An 18,866-nucleotide genomic window follows, 5' to 3' on the forward strand; every position below is an offset into this window, starting at 1 on the left:
TTCTGGTTGGCTTACATTCATGACTGGCCTGGTCCGCGTTCGCTCGCCACTACTAGCGGAGTCTCGGTTGATGTCCTTTCCTCCAGGTACTTAGATGTTTCAGTTCCCTGGGTTTGCTTGAAACCTCCTATGTATTCAGAAGTCTCATACCTTCTCTTGATAACCGGAAATCCAAAACCTCACGGCCTTGAATTCTCTCGGTCTCCCAATCGAACACCAAGACTCGAGGTCTTGGAGTTCCGGCTATCGAAGGTGGGTTTCCCCATTCGGAAATCCGCGGATCAAAGCTTCTTCGCAGCTCCCCACGGCTTATCGCAGCGTAGCACGTCCTTCATCGCCTCTCAGCGCCAAGGCATCCACCGAACACCCTTAAGGCACTTGATTGCTCTCATTATCAATGTCCACACACTCGGCAGAATGTTCACTGCTCTCACCTGCCCCGAAGGACCGGCGTTAGAGACAGCGAGGACACTGATTAGAAAGACCAGCTTGCTTCTTAAGATCGAACCGATCGCCGTGCGGTCAAGCGCAGCGAACAGAGTCATTTACAACAGACAGGATGCTTCACAGCTTCCAGCCTGCGCCGAAATGACCCGGAGATAGTGAAGGCGTCGGTGCAAAGTCGAACGCGGACCGCTTGCGCGGTGGCGCTCATTGCACGACCCTACTCGGATCGATCTCCTCTTCACGATGTCAGATAACACGCAGTCTCCTGTAGTCCCGGTGAGGACCAGAAGATGCGAAATGTTGTCTCGCGGACGAATTTGAACACGGTGGCAAAAAGCCCGCCTACGCCCAAGTGGGCTCCGGCGCGGCAGCCTTCGCTGCACTCTGGCTTGCCGAGCCGAAGCAGGCGTAGCCTGCGAAGGCTGGTGGAGCCTGTCGGGATCGAACCGACGACCTCATGCTTGCAAAGCACGCGCTCTCCCAGCTGAGCTAAGGCCCCATACTCGGAAAGACGAATGCAGCAGCGCGATCGTCGAGACGATAACTAGCCGAAGCTCGCGTTGACCAGTCCGCCTTCGCCCAACTGGGCTACGGCGCGACAGCCTTCGCGCATCTTCTGGCTTGCCGAGCCGAAGCGCCGTGAGGCGCGAAGGCTGGTGGGCCTGGGAAGACTTGAACTTCCGACCTCACGCTTATCAAGCGCGCGCTCTAACCAACTGAGCTACAAGCCCTAACGCTCGAAGCTCGTCACCGCCCTGCCCGTGAGGGCCGATGCAGCAACCGCGCAGCCCCAGGCAGCGTGTTCGTCCGCGAAGAAAGAGAAACGAAGACGGCGAAATCCCGCCAATGGAGCTCAAGCAAGATCTGGCGATCTTGATGGCCCCTGATGTTTCTAAAACAGCTCGATAGCTGACAGGTCCGAAGACCAGTCGATCCGAAGATCATGCTGAAGAGCCATCCTTAGAAAGGAGGTGATCCAGCCGCAGGTTCCCCTACGGCTACCTTGTTACGACTTCACCCCAGTCGCTGACCCTACCGTGGTCGGCTGCCTCCATTGCTGGTTAGCGCACCGCCTTCAGGTAAAGCCAACTCCCATGGTGTGACGGGCGGTGTGTACAAGGCCCGGGAACGTATTCACCGTGGCGTGCTGATCCACGATTACTAGCGATTCCAACTTCATGGGCTCGAGTTGCAGAGCCCAATCCGAACTGAGACGGCTTTTTGAGATTTGCGAAGGGTTGCCCCTTAGCTTCCCACTGTCACCGCCATTGTAGCACGTGTGTAGCCCAGCCCGTAAGGGCCATGAGGACTTGACGTCATCCCCACCTTCCTCGCGGCTTATCACCGGCAGTCTCCTTAGAGTGCTCAACTAAATGGTAGCAACTAAGGACGGGGGTTGCGCTCGTTGCGGGACTTAACCCAACATCTCACGACACGAGCTGACGACAGCCATGCAGCACCTGTGTTTCGGGCTCCGAAGAGAAGGTCACGTCTCTGCGACCGGTCCCAAACATGTCAAGGGCTGGTAAGGTTCTGCGCGTTGCGTCGAATTAAACCACATGCTCCACCGCTTGTGCGGGCCCCCGTCAATTCCTTTGAGTTTTAATCTTGCGACCGTACTCCCCAGGCGGAATGCTTAAAGCGTTAGCTGCGCCACTAGTGAGTAAACCCACTAACGGCTGGCATTCATCGTTTACGGCGTGGACTACCAGGGTATCTAATCCTGTTTGCTCCCCACGCTTTCGTGCCTCAGCGTCAGTATCGGGCCAGTGAGCCGCCTTCGCCACTGGTGTTCTTGCGAATATCTACGAATTTCACCTCTACACTCGCAGTTCCACTCACCTCTCCCGAACTCAAGATCTTCAGTATCAAAGGCAGTTCTGGAGTTGAGCTCCAGGATTTCACCCCTGACTTAAAGACCCGCCTACGCACCCTTTACGCCCAGTGATTCCGAGCAACGCTAGCCCCCTTCGTATTACCGCGGCTGCTGGCACGAAGTTAGCCGGGGCTTATTCTTGCGGTACCGTCATTATCTTCCCGCACAAAAGAGCTTTACAACCCTAGGGCCTTCATCACTCACGCGGCATGGCTGGATCAGGGTTGCCCCCATTGTCCAATATTCCCCACTGCTGCCTCCCGTAGGAGTTTGGGCCGTGTCTCAGTCCCAATGTGGCTGATCATCCTCTCAGACCAGCTACTGATCGTCGCCTTGGTGGGCCATTACCCCACCAACTAGCTAATCAGACGCGGGCCGATCTTTCGGCGATAAATCTTTCCCCGTAAGGGCTTATCCGGTATTAGCACAAGTTTCCCTGTGTTGTTCCGAACCAAAAGGTACGTTCCCACGCGTTACTCACCCGTCTGCCGCTGACGTATTGCTACGCCCGCTCGACTTGCATGTGTTAAGCCTGCCGCCAGCGTTCGCTCTGAGCCAGGATCAAACTCTCAAGTTGAACTTGAAGCTTTGAACCGGCTGATCACAACGTTTGACGAGGTCCCACCAATCGATCTCCACGCTTCACAGCGCGAAAACCATGGTGTTACCTTTGAAACATTGTCCGCCGAAGTCTTCTCGTCCGATCTCAGAACCAAAAGCCGAAGCTCTCAACCCCGAGATCCGCAAGGACTCCGCCGTCCACGTTTCTCTTTCTTCATCTTTACTTGTCAAACAGCCCGCACTTGTTAGTTCGCTCGAACTACTTAGTGCATCATCTTCGATCGTCTGTTTCGCCGAAGAAGTCCCGATGTCCGGGGCGCTTCACATAGCCGATTTTCAGAGACCGTCAAGAGCATTTCTTGAAGAAAAACTCAGGAGCCAGTCAGACGAAAAGCAACGTCGGTCCCGAAAGTCGGGTGCCTCAGTCATCAGTGATGTCCGGCTGGCGTGGTGGTGAGATAGTGCGATGCCGCATCCCGCGCAAGAACTTTTTGCGACGGCTGTGCAGAAATGTGGATAGCGCTGTCGCCCCCACGCTCGAACCCCTCACACGCGGTTTCCGTTCCATTTTGGAACGGTGGGCGCGCGCAGCGTCGGGAATTGCCCGCCTTCGGTTGCACCGGCGCACGATACGAGCGCGGCATGGGCATGCAGGACGACATCCTTCCGCCGGACAAGGTTGGTCGAACAGACGCTGAGATTGCGGGTGTCGATTTCGACGGTCGCGATCCCCTCCCCGCCTGCGACGATCGCGGCGCGGACGCGGAAACGCCAATGGTTCCGCACCGAACACGCCGCTGAGCCCGGGATCGAAATTCGCGGCGTCGCACACATTCGCGAATGCGAACTGGCATTGCTCTCGCCACCGCGAACACCGAAGTGACGCCGGTGATACGGATCGGCGATATCCGCAAAGCCTGGCGGTGACGCGGCCGGGAATTGGCTCGCCGTCTCGGCCGGATTCGGTCAGCCCTATTGCCGCAAGCTCCGGAAATACCACCAGCCCGGCGCTCTCGCCTTCGCGGCCGCAGCCAGATCAGCGATGCGCGCGACGACGCCGGACGGAGCCGGTCGAGAGCACCCCCAACGCGACACGTCGTCCGTCCCGCGTCCCAAAAAAACGCCCGTCGGCCGTGAAGCCGAGGGCGCCCTCGCCACCAGCCAAACATGCTTCAATCCGCGCGGCCTTGGAAATGGTGTGATCGTGCTCGCGTCTCTGGACTGCCTTGCGCAACGCATGGTCGTTGCGGTCGCTCAGGACGTCGATCCTGTCGAGCGCGTCGCTGCAGCGATGCCTGCATCAATTCGGGTCCGCATGCCGCAAAAGCAGCCGCGGCATTGTTGCTCGGTCAACATTCGTTGCTCGGTCGACATTGCTGCTTGGTGACCTGCTGCGTGGTGACCTCCGCGGCGTCGCGCCACGTCGTCCGAGGCCGGCGCGAGACGGCGTCAACGCGACCGCGGCGGCGTGCTGCGTGCTGGGGCCGTCAGGAAGCGATCGAGCTCGACGATCGCTTCGGCCTCGCGGGCGCGCCGCAGCTGCCTGGCCTGTTCGATGCCCGGGGGCAGACGTTTCGCCCTGTCTCGCGCCTCGCGCGCCATCTCCAGCAACCGCTCACCCAGCGACATCGTCTGCTTGACACGCCGGCGCCGCTTCTTTTGACCTTCTACTTCCATGCGGGATTGCATCCAGTTTCATTGATGCGCATCGACAACTCTAGATCAGGCGATGCCGCGCGCATCAACATAGGTGAATCGGCCGTGACCAACGTCGTCCGGACGGCAGACCAGCAGCGGCCGGCCGCGCCGGGATCATCGACGGTAGCCGCGGCGCCGGCCCGCTCTCGGATCATTTGATATGCAGCGGCCCAGGTTTTCCGGCAGCTCTCTCAGGAACCAATCGAGCCGGTGTATGGTTCAAGGCATTCGACGAAAGGGGGTCACATGAAGCACAAGCAATTTGCGGCCCTGCCCTTTCGTATCGAGGCCGCGCAGCTCAGCATCCTGCTGATCACCACCCGGCGCAAGCAGCGCTGGTCGGTGCCGAAGGGCTCGCCGATCCTCCGCAAGGGTCCGCATCGGGTCGCGGCGATCGAGGCGTATGAAGAGGCAGGCTTGCGCGGCAAGATCGGCCGCCAGCCGCTCGGCCGTTTCAAGCACAGCAAGCGCAAGGGCAAGCGGAAGATCCCGTGCGAGGTCAAGCTCTACCCGCTGAAGGTGACCAAGCAGCATGGACGCTATCCCGAACGCGGGCAGCGGAAGCTGGCCTGGCTGCCCGCCGCGGAAGCCGCACGTCGCGTGCACCGGGCCAAGCTGCGGCGCCTCATCGAGAGCTTTGCCAGCGGGCACGCCAAGCAGCGTTGATCAAGCCGCTCGATCGCTTGAGCGCTCCAGATCCGAGACCAACGCCGCCGCTCAGGATTGCGTGAACTTGATGGTCGACACCGGCCAGCGCCCGTCATGACCGCTGAGGGTGATGCGCAACCCATGCAGCTCGTCGAGATACACCTGCTCGACAGTTCCCGCCTTGCCGTCGCTCAAGGCCACGCATTTCCCGATCAGCTCGGTCTGGGCGTGCTCGAACTCGCACAGAATGGTGAAGGCTCGCGTCTTGACGGCAACCATGATTGAACGGTCTGAGGGCTGATGGGAGCCGCAACGCTGCGGAGACAGGCCGGCGCTGGCGGATAGATCGGCTCGTACCCATCCCAATTCAACCGCTCATCAAGTGATCGTGCACCGCGCAGACGACATGCACGACCGGTTCAGCGGCACTCGAAATTCGCCGCATCCTCGAGGCTGCCGCTGCCCTTGTAGGTCAGCACCTTCGGGAACGCGCAGAGATCGCGTGTGCGCCCGGGCCATGGCACATCGGGCGCGCGCCGCGCGGTGGCCCGGATCGCCTCGGGCGCCGCGGCCGTGCCCTCCACCCATCGGTCCAGCGCGCTCAGCAAGTCGAACTGATCGGTGGCGGGTCCGCCGCCGCAATGGTTCATGCCGGGAACCAGGAACAGCCGCGCGAAGCCGTCGGCATCAGGGCCGTATCTGGTCTTGAGCTGATCAACATAGTCGATCGTGTCGAGCGCCGAGAAGATCGGGTCGGCCGTGCCGTGATAGAACAGCATCTTGCCGCCCTTCGCCTTGAAGGCGTCGAGATCGGTCGAGGTCGCGGCCTCATATTCCATGCCGGCGTCGAAGCCGCCGGCGCCCTTCATCACCTTCCGCGGATCGCGGTCGAGATCGAAATTGCGCACCCAGGCGACGAGATCCTCCGGCGTCTCCGGCGGGCTCATGAAATCATAGGCGACGCCGCCGGGAATGAGCGTGAGATTGCGCGCATTGGGCGGACTCGCTTTGGGCGTACCGAGCTTCCAGGCGCGCCAGCCGGGCGCGGCGAGCCCGGGATCATACGGCCAGCGCGCATAGATCAATCCGCCCATGGAATTGCGGCTGCCGTCGAACATCAGCCTGACGGCCTTCAGCTTGGGAGCGGACAGGCATTGCGCGCTCTCGCCCTCCTTGCAGGCGAGCACGGCCGGATCGAAGCGGCAGGCCATGACATCCTGCACCATGCCGTCCTTGGCACCGTCGGCGCCGTCGCAAGAGGCGGTCACGGCATCGGCGACGAGCTTCAGGTCGTCGTCGGTCAGCGCGCTGCCCACATCGGCCTTGCCGTCAGGTCCCGGAGGCGCGATCGCCAGCAGCGCCTGCTCCTGCGCGATCACGTCGATGCCGGCCAGCGGCACGCGATAGGCCGGCGCACCGGCGATGACGCCGTCGAACAGCTCGGGGAAGCGCTGGGTCACCGCCATCGCCTGCCGGCCGCCGTTGGAGCAGCCAGCGAAGTAGGACCGGCGCGGTGCCTTGCCGTACAGCTTCTCGGCCGCGGCCTTCGCCGCCGCGGCCACCGGCGGGATCGAGCTGTAGCCCTTGTCCCGCCGCGCCTGCGGATCGAGGCCGAACAGATACGGCCCGAGCGGCCCCGGCTCCTCGAGATGGCCCGAGTCGGTCGAGGCGACGGCATAGCCGTTCGAGAGTCCGTTGGGCGGCGTCGCGCCGGTGAGCAGGCCGAGTGCCGGGCGCAGCACGCCGTCGACGCCGCCGCCGCCCTGAAAGACGAACTTGCCATTCCACGTCGCGGGCAATCGCAGCTCGTAGCCAACAGCATAGGGCTTGCCGTCGATGCCGGTACGCTCGTTGATCTTGCCCCGGATCAGGCAGTGATCCGGCGCGGGTGCGGTCGCGCCCGCAGGCGCGGGCGGCGCCAGTTGCACACCGCCTGCAGCGACGAATTCCGCCGTGACGATGCGGCCGCTGCCGGAGAAGCCTTGCGCCAGCGTGGCGCAGCTCGCCTTGAACTCCTCCGCCTGCGCGGCCGCCATGGCGGACGTCGTCAGCAAGACCGCGGTCAGCGCCGTCACACGGATCGTCATCACGGTCGTCCTCACAGTCGTCCCCACACCTGCGGGCCAAAGCCCGTCACGCATCGTCGTTGCTTCGCGGCGCGCTCGATCGCTTCCGACCATAGCCAAGCCTGCGCCCGCCGCAAGCGGCCGTGCGCAGGGGTGCGATTGAAAACGTCGGCCGAAGCGTGCCATCTGATGGGCGTCGAGGAAGCGCCGAGGGACATCATGGCTGCGGACATCAGGTTGAATGCGTTTGCGATGAACTGCGTGGGGCACCAGTCGCCCGGCCTGTGGCGGCATCCGCGCGACCGGTCCTCCGACTACAATCGCCTGCCCTATTGGCTCGACCTCGCCAAGACCTTGGAGCGCGGCCGCTTCGACGGACTGTTTCTCGCCGATGTGCTCGGCGTCTACGATGTCTATGGCGGCAACCCCGACGCGGCGCTCCGTCACGCCATCCAGGTGCCGGTGAACGATCCGATGATGCTGATCTCGGCCATGGCCGCCGTGACCGAGCATCTCGGCTTCGGCGTCACCTGCACGCTGTCCTATGAGCCGCCCTACCCGTTCGCGCGGCGGATGTCGACGCTCGATCATCTGACCGAAGGCCGCATCGGCTGGAACATCGTCACCGGCTATCTCGACAGTGCCGCGCGTGGCATGGGCAAGGACCGCCAGACCGCGCATGACGACCGCTACGACGTCGCCGACGAGTACATGGAGGTGGTCTACAGACTGTGGGAAGGCAGCTGGGAGGACGACGCCGTCAAGCGCGACCGGACCAGCGGCGTGTTCACCGATCCCACGAAGGTTCACCGCGTCAGCCATCACGGCGAGAACTACCAGCTCGACGCCATCCATCTCTGTGAGCCGTCGCCGCAGCGGACGCCGGTGCTGTATCAGGCCGGCACCTCGCCGCGCGGCCGCGTGTTCGCCGGCCGGCATGCCGAATGCGTGTTCATGTCCGGCCCGTCGGCCAAGATCATCGCGCCGCGCGTCGCCGCGATCCGCCAGGCCGCCGCCGACGCGGGTCGCGCGGGCAGCGACATTGTCATCTTCAGCATCGCCACCGTCGTGCTCGGCGAAACCGATGCGGCGGCCGAGGCGAAGTTCGCCGACTATCGCCGCTACATCGACCACGAGGCGTCGCTGACCCTGATGTCGGGCTGGACCGGCGTCGACTTCTCGACCTACGACCTCGACCAGCAGGTCCGCCACGTGCTCAACGATGCCGGCCGCAGCGCGATGGACAACGTCACGCGGGCCGATCCGGACCGGGTGTGGACCGTGCGCGAGGTTGCCGAGCATGTCGGCATCGGCGGCATCGGCCCGGTGTTCGTCGGCGGGCCTGCGAAGGTCGCCGATCTCATCGAGAGTTGGATCGAGCAGACCGGGGTCGACGGCCTCAACCTCGCCTTTGCGTTATCACCGGAGAGTTTTGCCGATGTCGCCGACATGCTGGTGCCGGAGCTGACCAGACGCGGCCGCTACAAGAAGGCCTACCAGCCGGGGACGCTGCGCGAAAAGCTGTTCGGCCGTGCCCGGCTCGCGGCCCCGCATCCCGCGGCGGGCTACCGGCCGTAATGCTGCTGGCACTCAGCCCGACAGACGCGACAGCAACACGGCCACCGCCGCCTCGATCGGCTTGATGATCGGCACGGCGAATTGCCGCTGCAACTGATCGGCGGCCTGCGCCAGCGGCCCGCCGCCGATGATCACGGCCTCGGCGCCGTCCTCGGCAATACAGGCGCGCGTGGCGTCAGCCAGGGCGGCAGCAAGCCGCGCCGGATCGACGGCGAGCGCGGCCGGGTCGCCGTGCGTCAGACGCGTCCCGGTGAACTGCGCGGACAGGTTCAGCCTGTCTGCAAGGCCCGCGATGCTCGCGACCAGCGCAGGCGTCACCGTGGCAACGCCGAAGCGCCGCCCGCCCTCTGCGGCCTCGCGCATCGACGCCTCGCCGATGCCCGCCACCGGCAGCGAGCACTGGCTGCCAAGCTCCGCGGCGCCGGGATCGCCGAACGCCGCGACGATGATGCCGTCGCAAGCATCGCGATGCGCGCGGCCGATATCGACCACTTCCGCCGCCGATGCGGCCAGCGCCTCGGCATCCACGATCATGGCCGGCGCCCGCGTCGCGGTCGCGCCGACCACCTCGGCCCGGCCGGCGCAGCAGGCGGCCGCGATCGAGACCATCATCGCGGTGGTCGTGGCCGAGCTGTTGGGATTGATCAGGAGGATGCGGGGCATGAGGACGGTTGCTCAGATGACGAAGCTCTCCTCGTGAACAATCGTCGGCCAAACGTCAACTCCAGCCCCATTCGCCTATGAGGGTGGCGGGCATCGCCGTTCGCCGCCGCCGGCTCACCCGATCCGCATCGACAATTCGACTTCGTCGCCGAACGGCACCGACAGATAGCCGTTATCAGGCGAACGGACGTAGGCGAGGTAGTCGGGGCTGTGGTCGGCATTGTCAGCGACGATGAACGCGCCGGCGCTGAGCCGGCTCTCGAGCAGCGCCAGGATATCGCCATACAGCGGCTTGGCGCCGTCGAGCAGAACCAGGTCGATCGCGTCCGGGAGATCACCGCTTAGCGTCTGCAGAGCGTCGCCCTGGCGGATCTCGACCAGATCGGCCAGCCCGCCCTCCGCGAGGTTGGCACGGGCACGGGCGACCTTGGACGGCTCGAACTCCGTGGTGATCAGCCGGCCGCCGCCATTGTCACGCAGCGCCGCGGCGAGGAACAGCGTCGAGATGCCGAACGAGGTGCCGAATTCGACGATCGATCGCGCACCGACGCCGCGCGCCAGCATGTAGAGCAGCATGCCGGTGTCGCGCGACACGGGCAACGGAAAGTCCTTGAGCTGCGTGTAGAGCTCGACATGGCCGGACCTGCTGCGCATCAGCTGCGCGCCCCGTTCGGCCATGCCGGCGAAGATCGGGCTCGTCTCCGGCCGCAGCAACGTGGCCTCGGCAAGCAGGCGATCCAGCAGCGGCGCCACCGGCTGGGTGGTCAGGGTGATCATCGATATTCTCCGTATTCTCGATGCGTGTCGTTTGCGTCGAAGTCAGAATACGAATAATCATTCGCATTCGCTAATCGCATTTCGGAACGCTCCATGGCCCCGGCTCGAAAAGCCCCGATTTCCCCGCGAAAACTGCCGCAACAGGCACGCTCGGCCGACCTCGTCGCGGCCATTCTGCAGGCGGCTGTTCAGGTTTTGACCAAGGAAGGCGCGCAACGTTTCACCACGGCCCGTGTCGCCGAGAAGGCTGGCGTCAGCGTCGGCTCGCTCTATCAGTACTTCCCGAACAAGGCGGCGATCCTGTTCAGGCTGCAGAGCGACGAGTGGCAGCAGACGACGAAACTGCTGCACGGCATTCTGGAGGACACCCGCCGTCCGCCTCTGACGCGATTGCGCGCCCTCGTTCACGCGTTCCTGCAATCGGAGTGCGACGAGGCCGCCGTGCGCGGCGCACTCTACGACGCCGCCCCGCTCTATCGCGACGCGCCCGAGGCACGCCAGGCCAGGGCCAGTGGCCGCCGCGCCATGCTCGCCTTCATGCGCGAGGTGCTGCCTGGTGCCGGAGAGGCCGAGCGCGCGCGGGCCGCCGATCTGATCAAGACGACGCTCGGCCAGGTCGGCAAGCGCTTCTCGGAGACACCGCGCAGCCGGGCCGAGATATCGGCCTATGCCGATGCGATGGCCGACATGTTCTGTGCGTACCTCTCCACCGCGAACAAGCCTCACAGGCGTAAGGCCGGGTAGTCCTAGAGCCGGCGTGTCTCCGGTCAAGCGGCCTCTCGGGGTGTTCCCGCCATGGGCGGGCTTGTCCCGCGCATCCACGCCTCTCCCACGCAAACTGGGAACCTCTGCACGGCCACGGGGCGCCGCGACGCTCCGTTGACTTGATGCCGTCGTATCCCAGATCGCCGCCGACTTGATGCAGCGCCGCAGGTCGGGGGTCCGCAGCCAACGACGGACCTCTCATCAGAGTCCGTGATTGTCGGTTAAGGGCGAATTCCGGACACGATGAGGCGTCCAATCAAGTCGCGAATTGACCCATTGAAGACGTCGCATGGTTCGGTAAATGTGAGGCTCGGAGATATCTCACGACCAACGGAGTGAGAATGAATTTCGTTGCCGTCACTGCTGAATACGGGATCGTCATCCGTCGGCGCGCCTTGACCGAAAGGGGCGTATCGTATCAGGCCGTACTTAATGCCCTTGAGACGGATAAGCCGCGCGGTGCTGATGAGGAGCTACTCTCTTTTGGTCCAAGCTTCGGTCCAGAGGCACTCGCAACTCTGACGCGGAGGCTCATCGATCTGGGCCTCGTCTATTTCGATGACTTCTTCGAAGTTCGCCAGCGACGTCCCGCTGTGGTGCAAGTTTGCCGTGGCGTTTGTGGCGACTAAGTCAACGTGAAACCAGCGCACTGGATGTCTGCTGTTAGTCCGTCGCGGATCTCACGGTCGGTGGTCGTGAAGTCCGCATTCTGGTTTCAACCGGAAGTAAGCCGCCGGAGGGCCGGAGGTCGCTTTGACCCAGAGCGGACCTATGATGGGACTGTTCCCAGTTCACCGCCGGGCGTGATCAGTCAGCTTTTCTCAGCGTGAGATTCTGGCTTTGAATGGCTCTGATACGGCTGATGTTCAATGTATCCTTAAGGTCGACGCAATCAATATACGCTACTGGCCGTCCCCCGACCTTCGCTTGGCAACGGCTGGCGCCAAGGACAACGTTCAATGTACTTACTCATTGTCTGTCTAATCATTATAATCGTTAGTGCCCAGATATCATCTCGTTGGGCCTGGAACCTGTTCCGGGACTATGAGCTGGCGAGCCCATCCAAGCGGCTCGCCGCGCGGCGGCGCGCGGTTTTGCCAGTACTCTGCGTGGGAGGTGTGGGGCTTCTTGTCGTCCTGCTACTTCGTGTTTCAGGGCCAGAACTTGGAGCAGCCTTAGTGAATGCTCTGATGGTGGTGGTTTCCATTTTTTTCGGCCTGTTTATTGGCATCATTGGTGCCGTCGGCGCGCACCGTAATTAACAAGCACTACAATGGCCGGCACTTCCGCTTCTGTGAAGGGTTTCGGACGCCGGCCGCATGATTGACGGCGCGGCACATTCGGGCGGCCGGCGTGCCCTACCGCGCGAGCGGTTTAATCCATTGGCCCATCTCCGACCTTCCGGTCTACGCCTGGGATGTCCGCGACGCGCTGAATGCGGACGCCGCCGACTCGATCGCAGAGGTCTGCCTTAGTCACGGGCTGTCCTCCCGAACGTGCCCGCTCCGCGGCTCCTGCCCCCCATGGCTGCTGGCTTGCTGCACCGCGCAAGTATGCGGGCTTCGGCCAAATCCGCTCATGAGCCCCCGCGCTTCATTTCGGCCGGCAGATGCAAGGCAGTTCGATCGGACATGCCCGCCCAGACCTCTGCGGAGAGTCGCTAAGACGTCATGGCCGGGCCGAGGCCCTGCCATGACGTCGCGGCAGAGGGGCACAAGCTGATTGTGATATGCCGAAGCCCCAGGGCTTGCGTGACGAGCCGATGGCTTCTCCTCGCGCGTGCGCGACGAAGTGGAATTCGCCCGCATTCTCAGGCTGATTTGCCCTGTCCAGTCCCGCGACGAAAAATATTCTTGTTTCTTTTTTTCAGAATTCATGATTGAATAGCGCCATCCCGCCCGATCGAGAGGGGCGCTTCGCGAACGTCACGAAACGTTGGTGCGGGATGCGATGGCCGGTTCTCGTCGCAGCGTGCGTCAAGCGCGCGGACGAACGAGGGGAGCCGGACGGCGAAATCGCGTGGTCCTGATACTCCGACGCTAGTATCAAGTTCGCGAAGATGCTTGCGTGTCTAGCGGATGACGGTGGCCAGAAAGCCCGGCGCACCGGGGAGATCGCGTATAAGCCGTAAGCCCATTGCGCAGGGAAGGCCGGATGTCCGGCTGATCCTGTGGTAACCGCCGCGTGCTTCCTTTTTGCACGCGGGCCATGGGTGTCAGTCGACGCCCGGCCTTCCCTGTGCCCTCTCATCGAAAGAGGGACGAACGGCAGACACATCTCGGACGCCATGCGCGCCGCGAGGATGCGAGCGGCTGTCCACCGGGTCTCTCACGCGCCAAGAAAACAAACTTCTCGCGACGCGGCCACATGAAGAACTTTCCTCTCCATCCGAACCGATCTGCAAAATTGCGCAACACTCCCGATCCTGCGAATGATCCGGGACAAGTGCACGCCATCGCCTGTTTGGGAGATTTCCGAATGACCCCGTCCTTCAGCGGACTGCGCCGCGCGCGATCCTCGCATCTCGCCCGCCGCGGCGTCCTGGTGATGGCGCTCGCCGTGCTCGGCGCGTTCGCCACGCCGCAAGCCGACGCCGCCGAGACGCTGCGCATCGGCTATCAGAAGTCCTCGACCCTGATTGCTCTCCTCAAGAGCAATGGCGAGCTGGAGAAGGTGCTGGCGCCGCTCGGCATCAAGGTGTCCTGGCACGAATTCTCCAGCGGCCTGCCGCTGCTGGAAGCGATCAACATCGGCAGCATCGATTTCGGCGCCGATGTTGCCGACACCGTCCCGGTGTTTGCGCAGGCCGCGGGCGCGAAGCTCGCCTATGTCGCGGAGGAAGCCGCCTCGCCGTCGGCGCAGGCGATCCTCGTGGCGACGGCATCGCCGACCAGGACGCTGGCCGATCTGAAAGGCAAGAAGATCGCGGTGACCAAGGGCGCGGGGAGCCACTATTTGCTGCTGTCGGCGCTCGCCAAGGCTGGTCTGACCTTCAAGGACATCACCCCGGCCTATCTGCCACCCGCCGACGGCCGCACCGCTTTCGTCAGCAACAATGTGGACGCCTGGGTGGCGTGGGATCCGTTCCTGACCAGCACCATCCGCCAGTCCGGGGCGCGCGTGCTCGCCGACGGTAGCGACGGGCTTGCCAGCTACAAGCGCTATTATCTCGCCGCTGCCGACTACGCTGCCAAGCATGGCGACGCGCTCGACGTCATCTATGGCAAGCTGGTCGAGACCGGCAAATGGGTGAAGGCCAATCCGGCCGCCGCGGCCGGCCAGCTCGCGGCGCTCTGGGGCATCGATGCCGCCACCGTCGAGGAGGCCAACAGCCACCGCTCCTACCAGGTCGGCGCGGTCACCGCGGCCGGCCTCTCGGAGCAGCAGAAGATCGCGGACGCTTTCCTTGCCGAGCGCGTGCTGCCGGTCAAGGTGGACACATCTGCGTTGGCGATCTGGACTCCCAAGGCGCCGTGAGCCACACAGGGGCCGAGGATTGTGCTCCGCAGCGAGGCGCGGCACGAGGCCCGACGACGGGCCTGAACGAAGGAGACCACCGTGACTGCCCATCTTCCCCCGCCGACCGATCGCATCACCGAGCATCCGGCGCATCGCATCTTCGTCGATCGCTGGTCGCCGCGCGGCTTCAGCGACGAGGCGCTGCCCGAAACGGAGCTCCTGACCTTCATCGAGGCGGCGCGCTGGGCCCCCTCCTCCTACAACTCGCAGCCCTGGCGCTTCCTCTACGCGCTGCGCGGCTCGGCCGAGTTCGACACCTTCCTGGCGCCGCTGGTCGAGTTCAATCGCGGCTGGGCGCAGCATGCCGCGGCGATCGTCTACGTGCTGTCGAAGAAGACCTTCATCCCGGCGGGCAAGACCGAGCCGGCACCGACGCGGACGCATTCCTTCGATGCCGGCGCGGCCTGGGCCAATTTCGCCAACCAGGCGGCGGTGTCCGGCTGGGTCACCCACGGCATGAGCGGGTTCGACGTCGCCGCCGCGCAGACGGCGCTCGGCGTCCCCGACGGTTTCGCCGTGGAGATCGCGATCGCGGTCGGCCGCAAGGGCGATGGCGACAAGCTGCCGGCCATGCTCAAGGAGCGCGAGAAGCCGAGCGCACGTCTCTCCATCGCCGAGATCGCCTCGGCTGGCCTTTTCCCGCAGCGCTTCGCCGGCTGATCGATGCGTCAGGGGCGGCGTGCCGCGCCGCCCCTGACGGACGGCGAAATCTGTGGCAGAAGACGCGTTCTGCTTGAGGAGAGTTGATCCGCATGCCGCCGCCGAAACCGCCCGCCTTCGAGACCCTGAGCCTGCACGCGGGCCAGCACCCGGATCCCGCAACCGGCGCCCGCGCAGTGCCGATCTACCAGACCACGTCCTACGTGTTCGACGACACCGAGCACGCCGCGGCGCTGTTCAATCTCGAGCGCGCCGGCCACATCTATACCCGCATCTCCAACCCGACCACGGCCGTGCTCGAGGAGCGGCTTGCCGCGCTCGAGGGCGGCGTCGGCGCCGTCTGCACCGCGAGCGGCCAGGCGGCGCTGCATCTCGCCATTGCCACGCTCTTGAATGCGGGCGATCACATCGTCGCCTCCTCCTCGCTCTATGGCGGCACCATCAATCTGCTCGCCCACACGCTGCCGCGCTTCGGCATCACCACGAGCTTCGTCAAGCCCAGGGATCACGACGGTTTCCGCGCCGCGATCAAGCCGAACACGCGGCTGCTGATCGGCGAGACATTGGGCAACCCCGGCCTCGAGGTACTGGACATTCCCAAGGTCTCGGCGATCGCGCACGCGTCCGGCGTGCCGCTCCTGATCGACAACACCTTCGCGACGCCCTTTCTCAGCCAGCCGATCACCCAAGGCGCCGACATCGTGATGCACTCCGCCACCAAATGGCTCGGCGGCCATGGCATCGCGATCGGCGGCGCGATCATCGATGGCGGCCGGTTCGACTGGCGCGCCTCGGCCAAGTTCCCGCAGCTCACCGAGCCCTATGCCGGCTATCACGGCATCGTCTTCGACGAGCAGTTCGGCGCAGCCGCCTTCATCATGCGCGCGCGCACCGAGGGCCTGCGCGATTTCGGCGCCTGCCTGTCGCCGACCAACGCGTTCCACCTGCTTCAGGGCGTCGAGACCTTGCATCTGCGCATGGAGCGGCATGTTGCCAACACCGCCGCGGTGCTGGCGGCGCTGACGGCCAACAAGGCCGTCGACTGGGTGCTGCATCCCTCGCTGGAGACGCATCCGGACCATGCGCTCGCCAAGGCGCTGTTGCCGCGCGGCGCCGGCTCGATCATCTCGTTCGGCATCAAGGGCGGACGTCCCGCAGGACGCAAGTTCATCGAGAGCCTGAAGCTGATCAGCCATCTCGCCAATGTCGGCGACGCCAAGACGCTGGTGATCCATCCCGCCTCGACCACGCATCAGCAGATGGACGCAGCCCAGCTCGCCGCGGCAGGGATCGGCGAGGAGCTGATCCGGCTCTCCGTCGGCATCGAGGCGGCCGGCGACATCATCGACGATCTCGGACAGGCGCTGCGCGCCTCGCAGAAGGTGTGAGCCATGCAGCTGTCGATCGGAGATCATGAGGTCTTCGCCGCCACGGGCGGCCGCGAGTTCGATTCGTCCTTGCCCGCCGTCGTCTTCATCCATGGCGCCGGCTTCGATCATTCGGTCTGGGCGCTGCACAGCCGCTGGTTCGCCCATCACGGCTTTGCCGTGCTGGCGCCCGACCTGCCGGGCCACGGCCGCTCGGCCGGCCCGGCGCTGCCGACCATTGCTGCGATGGCCGACTGGATCGTCGCGCTCTTGCAGGCGGTGCACGCCAAGCCTGCGCACCTGATCGGCCACTCGATGGGCTCGCTGATCGCGCTCGATGCCGCGGCCCGCCATCCCGATCGCGTGTCGGCGCTGAGCCTGATCGGCACCGCGGCCACGATGACAGTCGGGCCTGACCTCCTGAACGCCGCCGAAGCCAATGATCACGCCGCCATCGACATGGTCTCGATCTGGGGCCTCGGTTTTGCCGCCGAGCTCGGCGGCAGCCGCGCGCCGGGGCTGTGGATGCATGGCGGCGCGCAGGCGACCCTGGAGCGCTGCGCGCCAGGCGTGCTGTTCAACGATCTCTCCGCCTGCAACGCCTATCAGGATGCGCTGGCGGCGGCGGCCAAGATCAAGGTGCCGGCGCGGCTGATCCTCGGCGAGAAGGACATGATGACGCCGCTGAAAGCCGGCAAGGCGCTGGCGGCTGCGATCGCGCAATCGCGCACCATCGTGCTGCCCGGCGCGGGGCATACGATGATGACAGAATGTCCGGATGCGCTGCTCGATGCGCTGATCGAGTAGCTTGCGGTCACGGTTCCCCTCTGGGATGCGACCTCGTGCCGCCGACATGCTCCGTCGCGGCGCGGAACGGAGGACGGCGGCGAGCCGTTGCCCTCCGCATAACGAACAGAAAGGAGCACGCAGATGGATCTGCGCAAACTTTTCACGGTCGCCACCATCGGAACGATGACGCTCGCGACCGCATCGCCGCTCGCCGCCGCGCCGTTGCTGCCGAACCATCCGGCGCCGGCCGCCGCCACGCAGAACGCGACCGAGCTGCAGCAGGTGCAGTATCGCCACTGGCGCGGCGGCTACGGTCATCACCACGGCTATTACGGCCATCGCTATGGCGGGCACGGCTACGGTGCGGGTGCCGCGGCCCTGGGCGGTCTGGCGGCCGGCGCGATCATCGGTGGCGCGATCGCCAACAGCCGCGCCGAGGCCGCCAATGCCCAGGCCTATTGCGCCCAGCGCTTCCAGTCCTACGACCCGGGCTCCGGCACCTATCTCGGCAATGACGGCCTGCGCCATTCCTGCCCGTAACGACACCAGGGTCGATGCCGGTCTCCGGCATCGACCGCCACCTGGACCAATGGCGCGCGACAAAACGTCCGTCGCGACGACTGCAACGAAGATCGTCTGTTCCGGTTGAGCATGACCCAGAATCAACGGGAGACACCAGGATGGTCACCTTCAAAGCCGCCGCGACGCTCGCCATCGCCGGCGCACTTTCTCTGTCCACGCTGCACTCGGTCTCGGCTGCGCCGCTGACGTCGCTGTCAGCAGCCGCCAAACCGGGCGCCGAAAGCGCGCATGCCGTCCAGGTCCGCTACGGCGGCTGGCATGGCGGCTGGGGCGGCGGTGCCGCGATCGGCGCGGGGCTGCTGGCGGGGGCCGTGATCGGATCAGCGATCGCCGCGCCCTCCTATTATGGCGGCTACGCGCCCTATCCCTATTACGGCGGGTATCGCTACGCCGCCTACCCCTATGGCTATGGCGGCTACTACCCGGCCTACCGCCCCTATTACGGCGGCTATGGCTACAGCTACGCGCCGCGCCCGGTCTATCGCAGCTACGGCTATTCCTATGGCCCGCGGCCGTGGCGGCACAGCTACGGCTATTACCGCGGTCCGGGTTGGGGCCATCATCATGGCTGGCACGGCGGCCGTCATTTCGGACACCGCCACGGCCATGGCGTGATCCGCACCCATCATCGCTGGTGACGTGAGTTCGCCGGTGCGTGGGGCTCGCCCGACGCACCGGCACGTCAATGCGCAACCTCCGCCGCGCGGATGACGGACTCGTCATGATCGCGCCACGGCAAATGCTGCCAACGCCTCATTGCGCCGAGCGCCATCACCCACCAGATCTGCGCGAGACCCATGACCGTGGCGACGAAGGCGCAGACGACTCCAGTGCGAAATTCCTCGGCAGCTCGGCGTCCTGATCATCCTC

Annotated in this window: 18 protein-coding genes, 2 tRNA genes and 2 rRNA genes (1 of these 22 cut by a window edge); 12 read left to right on the top strand and 10 right to left on the bottom strand. The window is 64.5% G+C overall.

Annotated elements, in window-relative coordinates; translation table 11 throughout:
- From ACQR10_RS29285 to ACQR10_RS29305, 5 genes are all read right to left on the bottom strand, one after another.
- Positions 1 to 384 (bottom strand): 23S ribosomal RNA (locus ACQR10_RS29285) (it extends 2,462 nt beyond the left edge of the window).
- A 486-nt stretch (positions 385 to 870) separates the two neighbouring features.
- A tRNA-Ala gene (locus ACQR10_RS29290) sits at positions 871 to 946 on the bottom strand.
- Between the two features lie 155 nt (positions 947 to 1,101).
- A tRNA-Ile gene (locus ACQR10_RS29295) sits at positions 1,102 to 1,178 on the bottom strand.
- A 233-nt stretch (positions 1,179 to 1,411) separates the two neighbouring features.
- Positions 1,412 to 2,900: ribosomal RNA gene (locus ACQR10_RS29300) — 16S ribosomal RNA — on the bottom strand.
- Together the 16S and 23S rRNA genes with 2 tRNA genes alongside form the textbook arrangement of a ribosomal RNA operon.
- Before the next feature lie 530 nt (positions 2,901 to 3,430).
- Entirely contained in the window at positions 3,431 to 3,718 is a 288-nt protein-coding gene (locus ACQR10_RS29305; protein ID WP_434840425.1) for a hypothetical protein, read from the bottom strand.
- Positions 3,719 to 3,926: 208 nt separating this feature from the next.
- Between ACQR10_RS29305 and ACQR10_RS29310 the strand changes: the two genes are divergently transcribed.
- Complete coding sequence (locus tag ACQR10_RS29310; protein WP_434840424.1) at positions 3,927 to 4,271, top strand: hypothetical protein; 345 nt, start codon at positions 3,927 to 3,929, stop codon at positions 4,269 to 4,271.
- 62 nt (positions 4,272 to 4,333) lie between these two features.
- Here ACQR10_RS29310 and ACQR10_RS29315 read toward each other — a convergent pair whose 3' ends face one another.
- Positions 4,334 to 4,561 (bottom strand): hypothetical protein, encoded by a 228-nt coding sequence (locus tag ACQR10_RS29315; protein WP_434840428.1) that lies wholly within the window; start codon positions 4,559 to 4,561, stop codon positions 4,334 to 4,336.
- 267 nt (positions 4,562 to 4,828) lie between these two features.
- Between ACQR10_RS29315 and ACQR10_RS29320 the strand changes: the two genes are divergently transcribed.
- Positions 4,829 to 5,248 (top strand): NUDIX hydrolase, encoded by a 420-nt coding sequence (locus tag ACQR10_RS29320; RefSeq protein ID WP_434840423.1) that lies wholly within the window; start codon positions 4,829 to 4,831, stop codon positions 5,246 to 5,248.
- 51 nt (positions 5,249 to 5,299) lie between these two features.
- On the opposite strand, the gene ACQR10_RS29325 is transcribed toward ACQR10_RS29320, so the two are convergent.
- Positions 5,300 to 5,509: a PRC-barrel domain containing protein gene (locus ACQR10_RS29325; RefSeq protein WP_315805163.1), complete on the bottom strand. Its 210-nt coding sequence runs from the start codon at positions 5,507 to 5,509 to the stop codon at positions 5,300 to 5,302.
- Between the two features lie 140 nt (positions 5,510 to 5,649).
- Positions 5,650 to 7,317: a tannase/feruloyl esterase family alpha/beta hydrolase gene (locus tag ACQR10_RS29330; protein WP_315805162.1), complete on the bottom strand. Its 1,668-nt coding sequence runs from the start codon at positions 7,315 to 7,317 to the stop codon at positions 5,650 to 5,652.
- Positions 7,318 to 7,515: 198 nt separating this feature from the next.
- Between ACQR10_RS29330 and ACQR10_RS29335 the strand changes: the two genes are divergently transcribed.
- A complete protein-coding gene (locus ACQR10_RS29335; protein WP_315805161.1) occupies positions 7,516 to 8,874 on the top strand; it encodes an LLM class flavin-dependent oxidoreductase in 1,359 nt (452 codons plus the stop codon).
- A gap of 12 nt (positions 8,875 to 8,886) precedes the next feature.
- On the opposite strand, the gene ACQR10_RS29340 is transcribed toward ACQR10_RS29335, so the two are convergent.
- The gene (locus ACQR10_RS29340) at positions 8,887 to 9,486 is read right to left on the bottom strand and encodes an aspartate/glutamate racemase family protein (protein ID WP_315805172.1); all 600 of its coding nucleotides are present in this window, start codon (positions 9,484 to 9,486) and stop codon (positions 8,887 to 8,889) included.
- Between ACQR10_RS29340 and ACQR10_RS29345 the strand changes: the two genes are divergently transcribed.
- The gene (locus tag ACQR10_RS29345) at positions 9,407 to 9,574 is read left to right on the top strand and encodes a hypothetical protein (RefSeq protein WP_315805174.1); all 168 of its coding nucleotides are present in this window, start codon (positions 9,407 to 9,409) and stop codon (positions 9,572 to 9,574) included. The two genes, ACQR10_RS29340 and ACQR10_RS29345, sit on opposite strands and share 80 nt — an antisense overlap.
- 77 nt (positions 9,575 to 9,651) lie before the next feature.
- Here the strand turns inward: ACQR10_RS29345 and ACQR10_RS29350 are convergent, their stop codons facing one another.
- Positions 9,652 to 10,314, bottom strand: a complete 663-nt coding sequence (locus ACQR10_RS29350) for an O-methyltransferase (RefSeq protein ID WP_315805160.1) — start codon at positions 10,312 to 10,314, stop codon at positions 9,652 to 9,654.
- 93 nt (positions 10,315 to 10,407) lie between these two features.
- On the opposite strand from ACQR10_RS29350, the gene ACQR10_RS29355 reads away from it, so the two are divergent.
- The 8 genes from ACQR10_RS29355 to ACQR10_RS29390 all read left to right on the top strand — a co-directional run bounded on the left by ACQR10_RS29355 (position 10,408) and on the right by ACQR10_RS29390 (position 18,634).
- Positions 10,408 to 11,058, top strand: a complete 651-nt coding sequence (locus ACQR10_RS29355; RefSeq protein ID WP_315805159.1) for a TetR family transcriptional regulator — start codon at positions 10,408 to 10,410, stop codon at positions 11,056 to 11,058.
- A gap of 362 nt (positions 11,059 to 11,420) precedes the next feature.
- Positions 11,421 to 11,708 (top strand): hypothetical protein, encoded by a 288-nt coding sequence (locus tag ACQR10_RS29360; protein WP_315805158.1) that lies wholly within the window; start codon positions 11,421 to 11,423, stop codon positions 11,706 to 11,708.
- Positions 11,709 to 13,557: 1,849 nt separating this feature from the next.
- Complete coding sequence (locus tag ACQR10_RS29365; RefSeq protein WP_434848868.1) at positions 13,558 to 14,556, top strand: aliphatic sulfonate ABC transporter substrate-binding protein; 999 nt, start codon at positions 13,558 to 13,560, stop codon at positions 14,554 to 14,556.
- Between the two features lie 81 nt (positions 14,557 to 14,637).
- Positions 14,638 to 15,258, top strand: a complete 621-nt coding sequence (locus ACQR10_RS29370; RefSeq protein WP_315805157.1) for a nitroreductase family protein — start codon at positions 14,638 to 14,640, stop codon at positions 15,256 to 15,258.
- A 92-nt stretch (positions 15,259 to 15,350) separates the two neighbouring features.
- Entirely contained in the window at positions 15,351 to 16,646 is a 1,296-nt protein-coding gene (locus tag ACQR10_RS29375; RefSeq protein WP_315805156.1) for an O-acetylhomoserine aminocarboxypropyltransferase, read from the top strand.
- 3 nt (positions 16,647 to 16,649) lie between these two features.
- Positions 16,650 to 17,432 carry an alpha/beta fold hydrolase gene (locus tag ACQR10_RS29380; protein WP_315805155.1) on the top strand — a complete coding sequence of 261 codons (783 nt, stop codon included), beginning with the start codon at positions 16,650 to 16,652 and terminating at the stop codon, positions 17,430 to 17,432.
- A gap of 123 nt (positions 17,433 to 17,555) precedes the next feature.
- Positions 17,556 to 17,954 (top strand): BA14K family protein, encoded by a 399-nt coding sequence (locus ACQR10_RS29385; protein WP_316218468.1) that lies wholly within the window; start codon positions 17,556 to 17,558, stop codon positions 17,952 to 17,954.
- 140 nt (positions 17,955 to 18,094) lie between these two features.
- Positions 18,095 to 18,634, top strand: coding sequence for a hypothetical protein (locus ACQR10_RS29390; RefSeq protein ID WP_316182788.1), 540 nt, complete (start codon positions 18,095 to 18,097; stop codon positions 18,632 to 18,634).
- Positions 18,635 to 18,866 lie beyond the last annotated feature (232 nt).

This window comes from Bradyrhizobium sp. HKCCYLRH2060, assembly GCF_051168135.1.
Classification (GTDB): Bacteria; Pseudomonadota; Alphaproteobacteria; order Rhizobiales; family Xanthobacteraceae; genus Bradyrhizobium.

Excerpts from the sequence above, each read along its gene's own strand:
- ACQR10_RS29305 (WP_434840425.1), bottom strand. The coding sequence starts at position 3,718 with ATGTGTGCGACGCCGCGAATTTCGATCCCGGGCTCAGCGGCGTGTTCG.
- ACQR10_RS29310 (WP_434840424.1), top strand. The coding sequence starts at position 3,927 with ATGCGCGCGACGACGCCGGACGGAGCCGGTCGAGAGCACCCCCAACGC.
- ACQR10_RS29315 (WP_434840428.1), bottom strand. The coding sequence starts at position 4,561 with ATGGAAGTAGAAGGTCAAAAGAAGCGGCGCCGGCGTGTCAAGCAGACG.
- ACQR10_RS29320 (WP_434840423.1), top strand. The coding sequence starts at position 4,829 with ATGAAGCACAAGCAATTTGCGGCCCTGCCCTTTCGTATCGAGGCCGCG.
- ACQR10_RS29325 (WP_315805163.1), bottom strand. The coding sequence starts at position 5,509 with ATGGTTGCCGTCAAGACGCGAGCCTTCACCATTCTGTGCGAGTTCGAG.
- ACQR10_RS29330 (WP_315805162.1), bottom strand. The coding sequence starts at position 7,317 with ATGACGATCCGTGTGACGGCGCTGACCGCGGTCTTGCTGACGACGTCC.
- ACQR10_RS29335 (WP_315805161.1), top strand. The coding sequence starts at position 7,516 with ATGGCTGCGGACATCAGGTTGAATGCGTTTGCGATGAACTGCGTGGGG.
- ACQR10_RS29345 (WP_315805174.1), top strand. The coding sequence starts at position 9,407 with ATGGCCGGCGCCCGCGTCGCGGTCGCGCCGACCACCTCGGCCCGGCCG.
- ACQR10_RS29340 (WP_315805172.1), bottom strand. The coding sequence starts at position 9,486 with ATGATGGTCTCGATCGCGGCCGCCTGCTGCGCCGGCCGGGCCGAGGTG.
- ACQR10_RS29350 (WP_315805160.1), bottom strand. The coding sequence starts at position 10,314 with ATGATCACCCTGACCACCCAGCCGGTGGCGCCGCTGCTGGATCGCCTG.
- ACQR10_RS29355 (WP_315805159.1), top strand. The coding sequence starts at position 10,408 with ATGGCCCCGGCTCGAAAAGCCCCGATTTCCCCGCGAAAACTGCCGCAA.
- ACQR10_RS29360 (WP_315805158.1), top strand. The coding sequence starts at position 11,421 with ATGAATTTCGTTGCCGTCACTGCTGAATACGGGATCGTCATCCGTCGG.
- ACQR10_RS29365 (WP_434848868.1), top strand. The coding sequence starts at position 13,558 with ATGACCCCGTCCTTCAGCGGACTGCGCCGCGCGCGATCCTCGCATCTC.
- ACQR10_RS29375 (WP_315805156.1), top strand. The coding sequence starts at position 15,351 with ATGCCGCCGCCGAAACCGCCCGCCTTCGAGACCCTGAGCCTGCACGCG.
- ACQR10_RS29380 (WP_315805155.1), top strand. The coding sequence starts at position 16,650 with ATGCAGCTGTCGATCGGAGATCATGAGGTCTTCGCCGCCACGGGCGGC.
- ACQR10_RS29385 (WP_316218468.1), top strand. The coding sequence starts at position 17,556 with ATGGATCTGCGCAAACTTTTCACGGTCGCCACCATCGGAACGATGACG.
- ACQR10_RS29390 (WP_316182788.1), top strand. The coding sequence starts at position 18,095 with ATGGTCACCTTCAAAGCCGCCGCGACGCTCGCCATCGCCGGCGCACTT.